Source organism: Methylobacterium litchii (assembly GCF_038442315.1).
Lineage (GTDB): Bacteria > Pseudomonadota > Alphaproteobacteria > Rhizobiales > Beijerinckiaceae > Methylobacterium > Methylobacterium litchii.
Genome location: NZ_JBBXMY010000001.1, coordinates 283984 through 298534, shown reverse-complemented (window position 1 = coordinate 298534; position 14551 = coordinate 283984). Strand labels below are relative to the sequence as shown.

Sequence of the window (14551 nt, the reverse complement as noted above, 5' to 3'; positions counted from 1 at the left end):
GCGATGGCGGCGGGTATCGGCAATCCCGAGAGGGCTGGCGGCGGGGAATTGGTGCGGCTCGACGGCCCCCAGCGGGCGGCCGCGCTGCTGCTGATGCTCGGCGACGAGGAGGGCGCGCCGATCTGGCAGGCCCTCGAGGAGGAGGAGGTCAAGAAGGTCAGCGCCGCGATGGTGCAGCTCGGCGCCCTCGAGGTGCAGACCGTCGAGAAGCTGATCATCGAGTTCGTCACCAAGCTCGGCAACAGCGGCGGCATCTCCTCGAACTTCGAGCGCACCGAGGCGCTGCTGCTCAAGATCTTCCCCAGCGAGCAGGTCTCCCTGATCATGGCGGAGATCAAGGGCGCCTCGGGCAAGCGCGTCTGGGCGTCCATCGCCCAGGTCGATCCCGAGATCCTGGCCTCGTTCCTGCGCAACGAATACCCGCAGACCGTCGCGGTGGTGCTCTCGCGGGTGCGGGCGGACTACGCCGCCAAGGTCCTCACCATCCTGCCCGAGGATTTCGCCATCGACGTGCTCAACCGGATGTTGCGCATGGAGACCGTGCAGAAGGAGGCCCTGCGCCACATCGAGGAGACGTTGCGCGTCGAGTTCGTCTCGACCATCGCCCAGACCCAGCGGCGCGATGCCCACGAGATGATGGCGGACGTGTTCAACGCCTTCGACCGGCAGACCGAGGGCCGCTTCCTCGCCGCCCTCGACCAGGCGAACCGCGGCTCGGCCAAGCGCATCCGCGAGTTGATGTTCACCTTCGAGGACCTGCTGAAGCTCGATCCGGGCAGCGTGCAGACCCTGCTGCGCAAGATCGACAACGACACCCTGTGCCGCGCCCTAAAGGGCGCCAACGAGCGCACGCGGGCCTTCTTCCTGGCGCAGATGTCGACCCGCGCCGCCAAGAACCTGACGGACGAGATGCAGGCGCTGGGCCCCGTGCGCCTCAAGGAGGTCGATGAGGCCCAGGCCAAGATGACCGAGACGGCCAAGGACCTTGCCGAGAAGGGCGAGATCATGATTGCCAAGAACAGCGCCGAGGAGGAGTTGGTCTATTGAGCCCCGCGCGCCGGACGACGCCCTTCCTGTTCGACACCGACTTCCGCCGGCCCCAGCCGAGCGCCGAGGCCATGCGCGCCGCCGAGGAGGCCGTGCAGGCCGAGCAATCGGGCTTCGCGCGCGGGGTGCAGGAAGGCCGCCTCCAGGCCGAGGGGCAGGCGCAGGCCCGCCTCTCCGACGCGATGACCCGGCTCGCCCTCTCGGCCGCCGGGCTCCTGGCCTCCGCCGACGCGCGGGAGGCCGAGCGCGAGGCGCAGGCCGTGGAACTCGCCATGCTCATCGCCCGCAAGGTGGCGGGGGACGCCCTCGACGCGCAGCCGCTGATCGGCATCGGCGAGGCGGCCCGCACCGCCCTGCAGCACCTGCGCGGGGTGCCCCACCTCGTGGTGCGGGTCCATGACAGTCTCGTGGACGAGGCCGAGACCCTGGTGAAGCGCCTCGCCCGCGAGCGCGGCTTCGAGGGGCGCCTCGTGGTGCTGGGCGACCCCGAGACCCTGCCGGGCGATGCCCGGATCGAATGGGCCGATGGCGGCGTCGTGCGCGAGCGCGCCCGCATCGAGGCCGCCGTCGCGGAGGCCCTCGGCCTCCCCTCCTTCTCCTGACGCGGAGGACGCATGTCCGACGATTTCAGCCTGCCCCAGCTCGGCGACACCGACGGCGATTTCGCCCCGGAATCGATCCGCGACGCGCCGACCTCGCCGAAGTCCGCCGCCGACCTCGAACAATTGTTCGACGTGCCGGTGATGGTCTCGGCGGTGCTCGGCGCCGCGCGGATGCCCATCGGCGACCTGCTGCGCCTCGGCCCCGGCACGGTGCTCGAACTCGACCGCAAGGTCGGCGAGGCCATCGACGTCTACGTGAACAACCGCTTGGTCGCCCGCGGCGAGGTCGTCCTCGTCGAGGACCGGCTCGGCGTGACGATGACCGAGATCGTCAAGGGCGAATGAACCGGGGTGGCCGGAGGGCGGGCCCTCCGGCGGGTGCAGGGCGGCGCCCTGCCAGACCCCTCTGACTGGTTTGTGGAAGGAACAGGCCCATGCGGCTCCTGATGATCGGCCGGCTCAACGGCGAGCTCATCACCGCCTCGAAGATCGCCATGTCGCGCGGCGCGTCCGTGACGCAGGCCGACGGCGTGCCGCAGGGCCTCAACGTCCTGCGGGCCAAGGGCGCGGACCTCGTGATGGTCGATGTCGGCCAGCCCATCGCCGGGCTGATCGGCGCCCTGGAGGCCGAGCGCATTCGCACGCCGGTCGTCGCCTGCGGCGTCTCGGCGGATGCCAACGCGGCGGTGGCGGCGATCCGGGCGGGGGCGCGGGAATACATCCCCCTGCCGCCGGACCCCGAAATGATCGCGGCGGTGCTGGAGGCGGTAGCCGCCGACCGCAGCCCGTTCGTGTGGCGCGACGGGGCGATGGAGCGGGTGGTGCGGCTGGCCGAGCAGGTCGCCCGCGCGGAGGCCTCCGTGCTGATCACCGGCGAGAGCGGCACCGGCAAGGAGGTGCTCGCCCGCTACCTGCACGCCAAGTCGAACCGGGCGGCCAAGCCCTTCGTCTCGGTGAACTGCGCCGCGATTCCCGAAGCCCTGCTCGAATCGGAATTGTTCGGCCACGAGAAGGGGGCCTTCACCGGGGCCATCGCCCGGCGCATCGGCCGGTTCGAGGAGGCCCATGGCGGCACCCTGCTCCTCGACGAGATCTCCGAGATGGACGTGCGGCTGCAGGCCAAGCTGCTGCGGGCGCTGCAGGAGCGGGTCATCGACCGGGTCGGCGGCACCGCGTCGGTGAAGGTCGACATCCGCGTGCTCGCCACCTCGAACCGCAACCTCGCGGAGGAGGTCCGCAAGGGTACGTTCCGCGAAGACCTGCTCTATCGGCTGAACGTCGTCTCCCTGCGCCTGCCGCCGCTGCGCGAGCGGCCCGGCGACATCCTCGAACTCGCCGCGCATTTCGCCCGGCGCTACGCCGAGTCGAACGGCCTGCCGATGCGCCCGCTCTCGATGCAGGCGCAATCGCTGATGCTGAAGAACCCGTGGCGCGGCAACGTGCGCGAACTGGAGAACACCCTGCACCGGGCGGTGCTCCTGGCCAACGGCCCGGAGATCGGGCCCGAGGCGCTGCTCACCCCGGAGGGCGACACCCTGGCGCCGGAGGGGCCGGCGGCCCGGGCCGCCCAGGCGGCCGAGGCGGTGACGCGGGGCCTCGTGGGGCGCACGGTGGCGCAGGTCGAGTGCGACCTGATCCTCGACACCCTGGACCATTGCCTCGGCAACCGCACCCATGCGGCCAAGATCCTCGGGATCTCGATCCGCACCCTGCGCAACAAGCTCAACGAGTACGTGGCCTCGGGCCTCGACGTGGCCGAGCCCGGTCAGGCGCGGGCGAGCGCGGCGATCGGCTGAGGGCCGGGGGGCCTACCGCCGCCCGGAGGATTGCGCCTTGTGCTCCTTCGCCTGGGCGGCGAAGGCCTCGTCCAGCTTGCGCAGGGATTCGTAGCGCGCGACGTCGATCTCGATGTCGCGGATCGTCTCTTCCACGAGGTGGCGGCGATAGGCGGCGCGGGGATCGGACGGGTCGAGCCCGTCGCGCTCCTGGAGCTTCAGGACGGCCTCGCGCACCCGGGCATAGACCTCCTCGCGCTGCTCGCGCGACATGGAGGGATTGATCGCCTTCGCAACGAGGGCCGAGAAATCCGACATGGGTGGGGAGGTGGGGGACGGGGCGGCCATGGCCGCCTGCTCTAAATCAGCCGGCGCGAAAACGGTATCCGCTTCCGGCCAGATCAGCTTCGCTGATCCCTGATGCCTGCCTTGACCAGGGTGAACGAACTCCACAGCACCGTGAAGCAGAACAGCATCACGAAGACGGTGCGCCCCCGCTCGGGATAAAGCGATTCCGTCGGCAGGACGGGGCGCTCGAAGGTCGCCAGGAAGATCTGCTGCTTCGAGGCCGAGATCCGCGCCTTGTCGTAGAGCGTGTGCGCGGATTCCTCGAGCTTCTCGGCGATGCTGCGCTCCACCAGCAGCCCCTCGTAGGCGAGGAGCGCCTCGGTGAGGTTCTGCCGGCCGTCCGCCGAGCCGCTGCTCGTCATCTCGTTCTGCAGGCTCGTCATCTGCTGATCGAGGGCGTTGGACTGGGCCGCGAGCGTCTGGATCGAGCGCGACCGCTCGTCGAGGTTCGAGGAGCGCAGGACCTGGAGGTCGCTGTCGAGCTTGATCTTCTCCTTGCGCAGGAGGGTCAGCGTCGTCAGCGTACCCTCGGCGGTCTTCACCGGGTCGATCAGGCCCCATTGGTTGCGGAAGCTCTGGATGGCGAGATGCGCCTTGCGCAGGCGTTCCTCGGCGGCGGTGGCGTCCGACTTCGCCTGGGCGACCATGTCGGCCTGGGCGCGTTTCGAGATGTCGTTGATCAGCACCTCGGCGCGGGTCACCACCTCGCGGGCGATGGTGACGGCGTCCTCCGGGGTGAAGGCGCGCACGTTCAGGCGGATCACGCCGGAGATGGCGTCGATCTCCGCGCTGGTCTGCTTGTGCCAGTATTTCGTCAGCTGCTCGATCGGATCGCGCGGGTCGTACCGTACCCAGAAATCCGCTTCCGGCCGTGAGTACATCTTCGAGATGTGGATGCTCTTCTCCAGCGCCTCGACCATGGCCTGGCTCTGGATGTAGTCGCGGACGATGTAGCCGTCCTGGCTGTTGTGCTTCTGGATCAGCGCCGTGAACTGGCCGAGGCTGGCGTGCTCCATCGGCTCGACGTTGCCGCGCACCGCGAACTGGGCCGTGGCGGTGTACTGGTCCGAGGCGATGGCGAACATGTAGAGGGCGACCACCGCCGTCGGCAGCAGCACGAACAGGCCGACCCGGCGCATGAGCATGCCGGCATAGCTGGCCTCCTCGGCGTCCGGCTGCGACGGGCGCAGGCCCGGCAGGCGCCGCCAGTCGAGCCGGGTGGAGGCCGAGCGCAGCAGCGCCAGCTTCCCGCGCTTCTCGGGGATGGGCCGGATCGTCTCCGCCTCGCGGCGAAGGTCGGTCATCGTCGGCTGGATCAGCGTGACGAGTTCGCCCTCGCGCTGGTCCTCCTTGACGTCGTCCAAGCTCATCCGCTCGCTGTTCCTGATCTGCGCCGGTTCCCTTGCGGGAAATCCGGCCGAGGACGGCCGTGCGCCGCTCCGGAATCCCGTTCTTTTCGGCCCTTTTTAAGGCACCCCCCGGCCGCGTTGCTGCGCCGCATCGCGCCGCCTACCGCTGCCCGCCCCTTCCTGCGATGGTCGCGCCCGATGACGATTGAATTACGATCCAGCCCCGCCAAGCCTCGCAGGGCGAAGTCCAAGTTCGGCGGCCTCGTCGTGGTGTGCGCCAAATGCGCCAAGCGGCAGGGCCTGCCGGCCAAGGCGATCCGCACGCTCCTCAAGGAGGCCCATGCGGACCTCGCCCCCACGTCGGGGGGCAAGGGTAAGCGGCGCAAGCTCTGCGTGATCGAATCCGGCTGCCTCGGCCCCTGCCCCAAGCGGGCGGTGGCGGTCGCGACGGGGGCGAGCCTCGCGGAGGGCCGGGTGCTGCTGCTCGATCCGGCGGACGGCGTCGCGGGGGCCCGCGCCGCCCTGCTCCCCGAATTCGGCCCCATTGCCCGTCTAGCCGCTGGCGCGGATACTGGCGGCGCGGGGAACGACTCGCCCCGCTCTCCCTGAGACGCCACGGCGAGGACGCCCCGGCCTTGGATTTCGCTTCGAACCGGTCGCACCGGGCTCGCATCGGGCGCGCGGTGCTGCGGCGGCTGCCGCTCGCCGGCACGCTCGTCGGGCTGGGTCTCGCCGCGTGGCTCGTGGCGACGAACGACCTCACCGCCGTGGCCACGGCCTTCGGAAAGATCGGCTTCCTCGGCCTCGCGGGCGTCGTGCTGGTGCGGGCGGCGGCGATCCTCGTCTGCGGCCTCGCCTGGGCGCGGCTGCTCGACGGGCTCGTCCCTGCCCCGGCCGGCGCCTGCCTGACCCTGCGCTTCGTGCGCGAGGGCATCAACGTGCTCCTGCCGGTGGCCTCGGTGGGCGGCGACGTGCTCGGCGCGCGGCTCCTCACCTTCTGGCGGGTGCCCGGCGCCCTGGCGGCGGCCTCGGTGCTGGCGGACATGATGTTCCAGGTCGGCACCCTCGCCCTGTTCGCCGGGCTCGGCGCCGCGTTCCTCAGCCGGGTCCCGAGCCCGGAGGCGGCGGAGCTGGCGGGCTGGACCCTGCGGTCGCTGGGGGTCGCGGCCCTGCTGCTCGGCGGGTTCTTCGCCCTCCAGCGCACCGGCCTCGTGCGGGTGCTTGAGGAACGGATCGCCGCCCTCGGCCGCCGCTTCGTGCGCGAGGCCGAGGTGCAGCCGGAGCCCCGCCCGCAGGTGCAGGGCGCCCTCGACGCGGTGTGGGGCAAGGGCCGGCGCGGCCATCTCGCCCAATCCTTCGGCCTGCACGCCCTGGCGTGGCTGTTCGGCGTCGCCGAGGTCGCCATCGTGCTCGCCTGTATCGGCGACCATCCGTTCGGCCTGACGGAGGTGGTGGTGATCGAGGCCCTGGGGCAGGCGATCAAGGCGGTCGCGTTCCTCGTGCCGAGCGGGCTCGGGGTGCAGGAGGGCGGCTTCGTGCTGGTCTGCGGCCTGTTCGGGATCGACGGCGGGACGGCGCTCGCCCTGTCGCTGGCCAAGCGCGTGCCGGATGTGGTGCTGGGCCTTCCGGCCCTGCTGGTGTGGCAGAACCTTGAGGCGCGGAGAACCGGCATCGGCCCGGCCGCGACGCCGTGATGACCCGTCTCCTGACCGCCCTTGCCGGGCTGCTGCTCCTCGCCGGACCGGCCGCGGCCCAGAGCCTCACCGTCGATCTCGGCGCGGGGGGCACGACCGAGCGAGCCCTGCAACTCGTGGCGCTCATCACCGTGCTGGCGGTGGCGCCCTCGGTGCTGGTGATGGCCACCGCCTTCACCCGCATCGTCGTGGTGCTCTCGATCCTGCGCTCGGCGCTCGGCACGCAGACCGCCCCGCCCACGGCGGTGATCATCAGCCTCGCCCTGTTCCTCACCGCCTTCGTCATGGCCCCCACCGGCCGGGAGGCCTACACGGCCGGCATCGAGCCCCTGGTCGCGGGGCGGATCACCCAGGCGCAGGCCTTCGAGCGCGCCTCGGGCCCGTTCAAGGCCTTCATGCTGAAGAACGTCCGCGAGAAGGATCTCAAGTTGTTCCTCGACCTCGCCAAGGCCCCCGTGCCCAAGGGCCCGGAGGAGGTCGGACTGGAGATCGTGACCCCCGCCTTCATGATCTCCGAATTGCGGCGCGCCTTCGAGATCGGCTTCCTGCTGTTCATCCCCTTCCTGATCATCGACCTCGTCGTCGCCTCGGTGCTGATGGCGGTGGGCATGATGATGGTGCCCCCCGCCACCGTCGCCCTGCCCTTCAAGCTGATCTTCTTCGTCCTCGTGGACGGGTGGGGGCTGGTGGCCGGCTCGCTCGTTCAGAGTTACGGAAACTAAAGGTTACCGGCGCCCGAAATCCGGGCTGGAGCGTTTCTCCCGCTAACGTGTGTGGGGATCAGCAATCCAATTATCTCTGATTTAAGCTGTCGCGGCTTAAATCCGCTTATGACCAGGCTCCGGAATTTTCTCGGCGACCGGCGGGGCGCGGCGGCTGTTGAATTCGCCCTCGTCGGGACGCTGTTCATCATGACGACGCTGTTCGTCATGCTGGTCGGCGCGATCCTGTATATCACCCAGGCCATCGACTACGCGACGAACGCGGCCGCCCGCGACATCCTCACCGGCGCGGCGCAGGTCAGTTCCGTCACCGCCAGCAGCTTCACGCAGAGCCTGTGCGGCCGGCTGCCGCCGGGCATCAAGTGCGCGAACCTCGTCGTGAACCTCTACAAGATCCCGCAGGCGGTGCAGCCGGCGGGCTATTACAGCTACGTGAAGGCCGACATGAGCGGCCTGAAGATCCCGGCCCTGACGCCGGGAACCGGCACGTTCGACCTCGGCACCCAGGGCGACTTCCAGTACCTGCAGGTGATCTACCCGATCACCTTCCTGCCCTCCGGCTTCGCCTCCATCCTGAGCGGCGGCGCCACCTTCAACGGGCAGGCCGCCTACCTCGCGATCGCGACGGCGGCGTTCCGCAACGAGCAGTATTGATGCGGCCCGCCCGCGCCTTCCTGGCGGCCCTGGGCCGCCCGATCCGTCGCTTCCTCGGCGCGGAGCGCGGGGTCGCGGCGATCGAGTTCGCGGTGATCCTGCCGATCCTGCTGGTGCTGCTGCTCACGGGCACGCAGGTGGTGATCTACATCAACGCCAGCCGCAAGGTCGGGCAGGTGGCGCGCTCGATCAGCCAGATGGTCTCCCAGGCCAAGCCGCCGTCGGACAATTCCACGACGACCGCGACCGTCAACGCCCTCGACCTGCATTTCAGCTTCGACGCGGCGATGGTGATCTTCCCCTACCTGCTGAACGACGCCAAGCGGCAGAACCTGTCGTGGTGGGGCGACATCTCGATCAACTACGCGAGCATCGCCTTCCTCAAGGGCAACGCCACCTGCAACGACCCGGCCGACCAGAGCGCCTGCTACACGGCCAACGTGGTCTGGACGAGCACCGGCACGGCCCAGCCCTACGGGGCGAATTACCGGCCCTGCTCCACGCCGCAGCTGCCCGCCGACAACACGGCGGCGCCGAGCCGCACCGCCCTGCCCCGCTCGGTCTTCGGCCCGGCCACGCTCATCGTGATCGACGTGGTGTTCAACTTCACGCCGACGCTGGGCTCGAAGTTCTTTCCCGCGATCAAGATCGCCCGGAGCGCCTACGTGCAGCCCCGCTACGCGTCCCTGATCAACTACGACACCACCAACAACGACGGCATCGCCACCAAATGTCCAGGCTATTGACCAGCGTGAGCCGGCTCGCCGGCCGGGGTGCCGCGCTCCCACGTGCCCGCGAGGGCAACATCAGCATCATGTTCGGGCTGAGCCTGATCCCGATCCTGGGCCTGATGGGCCTCGGGGTGGATTACGGCATGGCCATCACCACCAAGACGAAGCTCAACGCCGCCGCCGACGCCGCCGCGCTGGCCGGCGTGGTGACGGCCAAGGCCTATATCGCGGCCAACCCCACCGACGCCAACCTCAACCAGAACGCCATCGCGGCGGGGCAGCAGCAGGCGATCAACTCGTTCAACGTCAACGCCGGCAAGGTGCCCTACACCACCGTGAACCTGACGACGAACACGGTGACGCGCGACCGCCAGACGCTCAAATCGACGATCCAGTACGCGGCCACGATCCAGAACAACTTCGGCAAGCTGTTCCGCACGCCGACGACGACGCTGGGCAACACGGTCGAGGCCTCGGTGGACCTGCCGAGCTACCTCGACTTCTACCTGATGGTCGATGTCTCGGGCTCGATGGGCCTGCCCTCGACCACGACGGGCATGACCGACCTCGCCGCCCAGAACAAGGACATGTACTCGGACTACAAGCAGGGCTGCCAGTTCGCCTGCCACTTCCCGGGCAACAACGGCTGGACGCTGGCGGCCGGCAAGATCCAGTTGCGCTCGGATGCGGTGAACAACGCGGTGTGCAACCTGCTCAAGCGGGCGGCGTCGCCCGTCGTGCCGAACCAGTACCGGGTGGGCCTCTATCCGTTCATCAACCAGCTCGGCACGCTGGCGGGGCTGACGAGCAGCATCGCGACCCTCAACACGGCCGCGCAATGCGGCCAGACCTGGCCGCTCGCCTTCACCAACCTCCTCGATACCGGCTCGACGCAGCTCTACACCAACAACGACCCGAGCACCGGGACGGGGTCGGGCGGCACGCATTTCGAGGTGGCGATGCCGCAGATGCAATCGACCGTCGCGGTCTACGGCGACGGCTCGACCGCCGCCAAGCCGAAGCCGTTCGTGTTCCTGATCACGGACGGGATGCAGAACGGCCAGCACTTCTTCACGTGGAACGGCAAGTACACCTATCCCGGCAACCCATCGAAGTTCTCGGGCTACAACGCGGCGTGGTGGGACGGCTCGCAGCCGTCGCAGATCGATCCGAACACGTGCGCGGCGCTCAAGAACGCCGGGGCGACGATCTCGGTCCTCTACATCCCGTACAACCAGATCTCGTATGTCGATTACGGCGGCACGGTCGCGTGGGAGAACGGCCGGGTCAACGGCTTCAGCCCGACCCTGGCGACGCCGCTGCAGGCCTGCGCCACGGCAGGCTATTTCTACACGGCCAACACGCCGGACGACATCAACAAGGCCCTCGACCAGATGTTTTCCCAGGCGCTGAAGGTGGCCCGCATCATCAAGTGAGGCCGGCGCCTCACCCCGGCGGCGGTGCGGCCGGGGTGTCGGCGCGGCTCTGGCTGCCCTCGGGCTTCGGGGTGCCGCGATCCGGCACGGCGGCCTCGGGGTAGCGCTTGCGGTATTCCGCGAGGAAGGCCGACAGGGTCTCGGCCTTGGTCGCCCGCGCGGCGATGCTGCGGAAGCCCTGGGTGCGGGTCGCCCCGTCGCTGGTGAGGAGCGCGAAGGTGCGCGCATCCGGCCCCAGCGCCATCGGCCCGGAGAACTTCGCCTTCAGCCGTTCGAGGCCGAGCCGTTCGCCCGCGAGGTCGTAGGCGATGGCCGCGCGGATGCAATCGCCCCGCGCGCCCTCGTCGAGGGGGCCGCCCGCGCGCCAGGCCTCGCCGAGCAGCGCCTCGTGCGCCTCGCCCGCCTCGCGCCAGCGCCGCGCGCTCCACAGGATGTCCGCGCGCAGCCGCGCCACGTCCGGCCCGGTCTCGTCCTCGATGGCTTCGAGGGCGAGGTCGGTGCGGGTGAGGTCCGAGAGCGCCCGCGCCCGCACCAGGGACCGCGCCCGCCGCAGGTCGAGCGGCAGTTCCGGCATGTCGGTCTTCTCGATCGCCGTGAGGGCCCGCATCGGCTTGCCGTCCATGAGCAGGACGGTGGCGAGCTTCGCCGCCACGGCCGAGCGCGCCGGGCCGGTGAGGCGGTTGTCGACCTGATATTGCAGCAGGTCGGCGGCCGAATCGAGCAGGTCGAGCCCCACCAGCCTGTCCGCGAGGCGGCGCACCACCGCGTCGCCGCGCCGGCCGATGGGGGCGAGTTCCTTGAAGTCGAAATACAGGGCCACCGCCGCGACGCCGGGCAGCGAATCGCCCTTGCCCGCGAGATAGAGGTCCTCGAACGCGCCCTGCGCCTCGGAGGTGAGGGAGCGCGACAGCGACGAGGCCGGGGCCAGCATGTTGGCCCGGCGCACGGCGGCGAAGGCGGGGCGCCAGCGCCCATCCGCAAGGTAGAGCCGGGCGAGGCCGGCATTGATCGCCTCTTCGAGGGGACCGCCGTGCCAGAGGAGCGCGAGGCGTTCCAGCTTGTCGATGGCGGCGGGCACGTCGATCTTGCCCATGGCGCGGGCGAGGAGCGCGCCGCGCAGGGCCGCGGCGGAGGCGACGGGCCGCTCGGCCTTGTCGGCGAGCTTGACATAGGCCTCCAGGGCGGCCGCATCCTGCCCCGTCGTCTCGGCGGCCCGCGCCCGTACCAGGGCGAGCCTGTCGCGCACCAGCGGGTGCAGGTCCCGCCCCTCGACGGCGCGGGCGGCGGCGGTCTCGGCATCGCCGGTCTCGATCGCCGCCTCGGCCGCCGTGGCCCGGATCTCCGAGGCCAAGTCGGCGGGGTAGCGCTCGGCGAGCGACAGCACCTTCTGGAAGCCCGATTCGGCGCTCGTCCAGTCGCCCAGCCCCGCCGCCGCCATGGCCCGCCACAGGGCGGCCTCGGGGTCGGCGGTCAGCAGCGGCACGGAGAGCGCCTTCATCGCCTCCGCGTGGCGGCCGATATGCTCCAGGATGATGCCGCGCAGCATCGCGGTGTCGCGCATGTCGGCCACGAGCGGATCGTCGGCGGCGGCCGCCTCCAGAGCGGTCAGGGCCTCCACGTCCAGGCCGTTGGCGAAGGAGGCGCGGGCCAGCGCCATGCGGGCCGGGCCGCGCTCGATGACGGGGCCCATCGCCGCGTCCCTGAGGAGGCCGCGCAGGGTCTCGCGCACGTTGCCGAGGCGGACCTTCTCCCAGGCCGCCCGGTCGATGGTGGAGGTGCCGGCCTGATCGAGCACCGTCTCCGGCCTCTTCGGGGCGTTGGAGGTGGCGAGCCCCCCCTCGCGGGCGATGAGCACCCCGTCGAGGTCGGGCCGCACGGCGAGGTCGTCCGCCGCCGCCAGCACCGCGAGGCCGTGGCGGCTCGGCAGGATCTCGAAATCCACGAAGCGGCGGTTCTTGGGGTTGCCGACCGCGTCCAGCGCCGAGGACGGCACCACCGCGATCCGCTCGCCGTCGAGGTCGAGCCATCCGGCGGCGCCCGCGCGGGGCAGCGGCACGGCGACCGCCACCTGCCCGGACGGGCTCGGGCGGCGGACGGGATCGAGGCTGGCGCTCGGGTTGAGGCCGTCGCCCGCCGAGAGTTCCCAGGCGGGTCCGCCCGCGCTCACGACGGCGCCGAGGTCGAGGAGCTTCCCCGCCGGGATCTCGAAGCGCAGGACGGTGAGCGGGCCGGAGCGCAGGGGCTCGCCGAGGGCCCGCAGGCCCGTGGCGCCGAGGGGCGGCACGGAGACGGGGTCGGTCGTCTCGAAGGCGAGGAAGGCGATGCCGCCGCGCTCGAACAGGGCCGCCGCCGGCAGTTGGGCGAAGGGGAAGACGAGGCCGGAGCCGGCGGGCTTCGTCGGCACCGCCTCGGCGACGGGCGCGGGCTTCGGCGGAGCCGGCTTCGCGGGCGCCGGGCCGGCGGCGGCTTCCTTCGGGGCGGGCGCATCCTTGGGCACGGGCGCGGGCCCCTCCGGCACCGCGACCTCCGTGGTCTTGGGCGGCGCGACCACCTTGCGGGCCACGTCGATCGTGTAGAGCCCGTCCTCGCGCTCGCCCCGGACGGCATAGCCCTCGGCGGGGGTGACGATCACGCTCGCCGAGCCTTCGTCGGCGTCGGTGGCCAGCGCGGCGACGCCCGGCCTCGGGCGGCCGCGCACGGCCCCCGCATCGATGGTGTAGCGGCCCGCGACGCGCAGGCGCGTGGCCGCGCCCTCCGTCGTCAGGGTCGCCGAGACGCCCTCGGGCAGGCGCAGGGAGAATCGCGTGAGCGTCGGCAGGTGGGCGAGGTCGAGGCCCAGCGCCTTCGGCGGCGGAACGGGGGCGCGTGCCTGCAACGCCTCCTCGGCGATCCGCGCCCGGCGGGCGAGATCGGCCACGACGTCCTGCGGCAGGGCGGGCGGCAGGCCCTTCCAGCTCTCGGGGAGGAGATCCACGAAGACGCGCTCGCCCGCGAGCTGGACGTTGGCCCGCACCGGCTTCTGCAGGGCGAGGCGCAGGCCGGTCCCGTCGGGATCGCGGCGGACGGCGGCGACGTAGCTCGCGAGTTCCTCGGAGAGCCGTTCCGGCCCCGCCGTGGCGCGCTCGCCGTAGCCGAGGATCAGGATGCCGCCGGAGACCGTCGCCTTGACGGTGACGGGCTTGTCGAAGGTGAGGACGAGCCGGCCGTAGCCGTCCGTATCGGACCCCTTGGCCGACACGAGGCGGGCGGCGAGCGCCGGATCGAGCCCGGCGGCCCAGAACAGCGTGGGCGCGAGGAGCGCGGCCACGAGCGGAACGGATCGGGCGCGAAGGCCGCGTCCTGTCCGGTTTCGCCCGCGCAACGTCGCCATCGCTTGCTAATGATCCGATCCCGGCGCGGGGGCGAAAGCCGCCACGCCTCGACGCCATGGGATGGACCCTGCACGAGCACGGCTAATAGCGGCTTAACCGCCGAGGGCGACCGCCCGGTCGAACGCCTGCGGGAAGCCCGCCAGCGGCACCACGATGGTGGCGGGCTCGTTGTTGCCGGATTTCTGGGCGGAGACGGTGAGGCTCTTGGCGTTGCGCATCCCGTCCGTCGCCAGCGTCGGGAAGCTGATCGGCACGAGGCAGCCATCGCTCGTGCAGGTGGAATAGGGCGCGCCCTTGCCCAGCGCCTGCTCGTCGAGCTTGAACGACACGCCGGGCTCGATCGCCATGCCGAACGGCATCAGGATCACGCCCTCGGAGCGGCCGTCCTTCGGCACGCTGAGTTCGAAGCCGAACTGGCGCCGGCCGGTCTTCGAATCACCCTGGGACTGGACCACGATGCACGTCACCTTGGCCTCCGGGCGCACGCAGGAAACCGTCCAGTCGCCGTAGCTCTCGCTGACGGTCGTCGCCCCCGTGGGCCACGCCGCGACGGGCGCGGCGGGGGTCGCCGCCGCCGGCGTCGGAGCCGGCTTGGCGGCGGGCTTCGGGGCCGGCTTGGGCTTCGGCCGCGCCTTGGGCGCCGCAGCCGATCCGGCGGCGGGCGGGCTCTCGGCGGCCGGGTCGGCGTCCTGCGCCCTGGCGGCCGTGGCGCTGAGCAGCGCCGCGACGAGCAGGGCCGCGCGGCGGACAGGCAAACGGATCGGCGGCATGAAGACGGTTCCCCCGGAACGCGAATCGGACGCGAAGCCGCCTAACGCCTCA

14 protein-coding genes are annotated in these 14551 nt (G+C 71.1%); 10 read left to right on the top strand and 4 right to left on the bottom strand.

Going from position 1 to position 14551, the window contains the following annotated elements; all coding sequences use genetic code 11:
- Positions 1 to 3 precede the first annotated feature (3 nt).
- The 4 genes from AAHF99_RS01530 (at position 4) to flbD (ending at position 3445) form a co-directional block, all read left to right on the top strand.
- Positions 4 to 1047, top strand: a complete 1044-nt coding sequence (locus AAHF99_RS01530) for a flagellar motor switch protein FliG (protein WP_342162357.1) — start codon at positions 4 to 6, stop codon at positions 1045 to 1047.
- Positions 1044 to 1649 (top strand): FliH/SctL family protein, encoded by a 606-nt coding sequence (locus AAHF99_RS01525; RefSeq protein ID WP_243959496.1) that lies wholly within the window; start codon positions 1044 to 1046, stop codon positions 1647 to 1649. Before AAHF99_RS01530 ends, AAHF99_RS01525 begins: the two co-directional genes overlap by 4 nt.
- A gap of 12 nt (positions 1650 to 1661) precedes the next feature.
- Complete coding sequence (gene fliN / locus AAHF99_RS01520; RefSeq protein WP_342162356.1) at positions 1662 to 1994, top strand: flagellar motor switch protein FliN; 333 nt, start codon at positions 1662 to 1664, stop codon at positions 1992 to 1994.
- 89 nt (positions 1995 to 2083) lie between these two features.
- Complete coding sequence (flbD, locus tag AAHF99_RS01515) at positions 2084 to 3445, top strand: sigma-54-dependent transcriptional regulator FlbD (RefSeq protein WP_342162355.1); 1362 nt, start codon at positions 2084 to 2086, stop codon at positions 3443 to 3445.
- Positions 3446 to 3457: 12 nt separating this feature from the next.
- On the opposite strand, the gene AAHF99_RS01510 is transcribed toward flbD, so the two are convergent.
- Together AAHF99_RS01510 and AAHF99_RS01505 are read right to left on the bottom strand one after the other, a co-directional pair.
- Positions 3458 to 3742 carry a hypothetical protein gene (locus AAHF99_RS01510; RefSeq protein WP_342162856.1) on the bottom strand — a complete coding sequence of 95 codons (285 nt, stop codon included), beginning with the start codon at positions 3740 to 3742 and terminating at the stop codon, positions 3458 to 3460.
- Between the two features lie 83 nt (positions 3743 to 3825).
- Entirely contained in the window at positions 3826 to 5142 is a 1317-nt protein-coding gene (locus AAHF99_RS01505; RefSeq protein WP_342162354.1) for a capsule biosynthesis protein, read from the bottom strand.
- A gap of 177 nt (positions 5143 to 5319) precedes the next feature.
- On the opposite strand from AAHF99_RS01505, the gene AAHF99_RS01500 reads away from it, so the two are divergent.
- From AAHF99_RS01500 to AAHF99_RS01475, 6 genes are all read left to right on the top strand, one after another.
- Positions 5320 to 5730 (top strand): hypothetical protein, encoded by a 411-nt coding sequence (locus AAHF99_RS01500; protein ID WP_342162353.1) that lies wholly within the window; start codon positions 5320 to 5322, stop codon positions 5728 to 5730.
- Positions 5731 to 5756: 26 nt separating this feature from the next.
- Positions 5757 to 6815: a lysylphosphatidylglycerol synthase domain-containing protein gene (locus tag AAHF99_RS01495; RefSeq protein WP_342162352.1), complete on the top strand. Its 1059-nt coding sequence runs from the start codon at positions 5757 to 5759 to the stop codon at positions 6813 to 6815.
- On the top strand, positions 6815 to 7537 hold the full coding sequence (gene fliP, locus AAHF99_RS01490; RefSeq protein WP_342162351.1) for a flagellar type III secretion system pore protein FliP: 723 nt from the start codon (positions 6815 to 6817) through the stop codon (positions 7535 to 7537). Before AAHF99_RS01495 ends, fliP begins: the two co-directional genes overlap by 1 nt.
- Before the next feature lie 108 nt (positions 7538 to 7645).
- Complete coding sequence (locus tag AAHF99_RS01485) at positions 7646 to 8191, top strand: TadE/TadG family type IV pilus assembly protein (RefSeq protein ID WP_342162350.1); 546 nt, start codon at positions 7646 to 7648, stop codon at positions 8189 to 8191.
- Complete coding sequence (locus AAHF99_RS01480; protein ID WP_342162349.1) at positions 8191 to 8937, top strand: TadE/TadG family type IV pilus assembly protein; 747 nt, start codon at positions 8191 to 8193, stop codon at positions 8935 to 8937. Before AAHF99_RS01485 ends, AAHF99_RS01480 begins: the two co-directional genes overlap by 1 nt.
- Positions 8922 to 10358, top strand: coding sequence for a TadE/TadG family type IV pilus assembly protein (locus AAHF99_RS01475; RefSeq protein ID WP_342162348.1), 1437 nt, complete (start codon positions 8922 to 8924; stop codon positions 10356 to 10358). The genes AAHF99_RS01480 and AAHF99_RS01475 overlap by 16 nt, the downstream gene beginning before the upstream one ends.
- 10 nt (positions 10359 to 10368) lie before the next feature.
- Here AAHF99_RS01475 and AAHF99_RS01470 read toward each other — a convergent pair whose 3' ends face one another.
- Both AAHF99_RS01470 and AAHF99_RS01465 read right to left on the bottom strand, forming a co-directional pair.
- Positions 10369 to 13728 carry a hypothetical protein gene (locus AAHF99_RS01470; protein WP_412759814.1) on the bottom strand — a complete coding sequence of 1120 codons (3360 nt, stop codon included), beginning with the start codon at positions 13726 to 13728 and terminating at the stop codon, positions 10369 to 10371.
- Positions 13729 to 13821: 93 nt separating this feature from the next.
- A complete protein-coding gene (locus AAHF99_RS01465) occupies positions 13822 to 14499 on the bottom strand; it encodes an invasion associated locus B family protein (protein ID WP_342162346.1) in 678 nt (225 codons plus the stop codon).
- Positions 14500 to 14551: the final 52 nt, after the last annotated feature.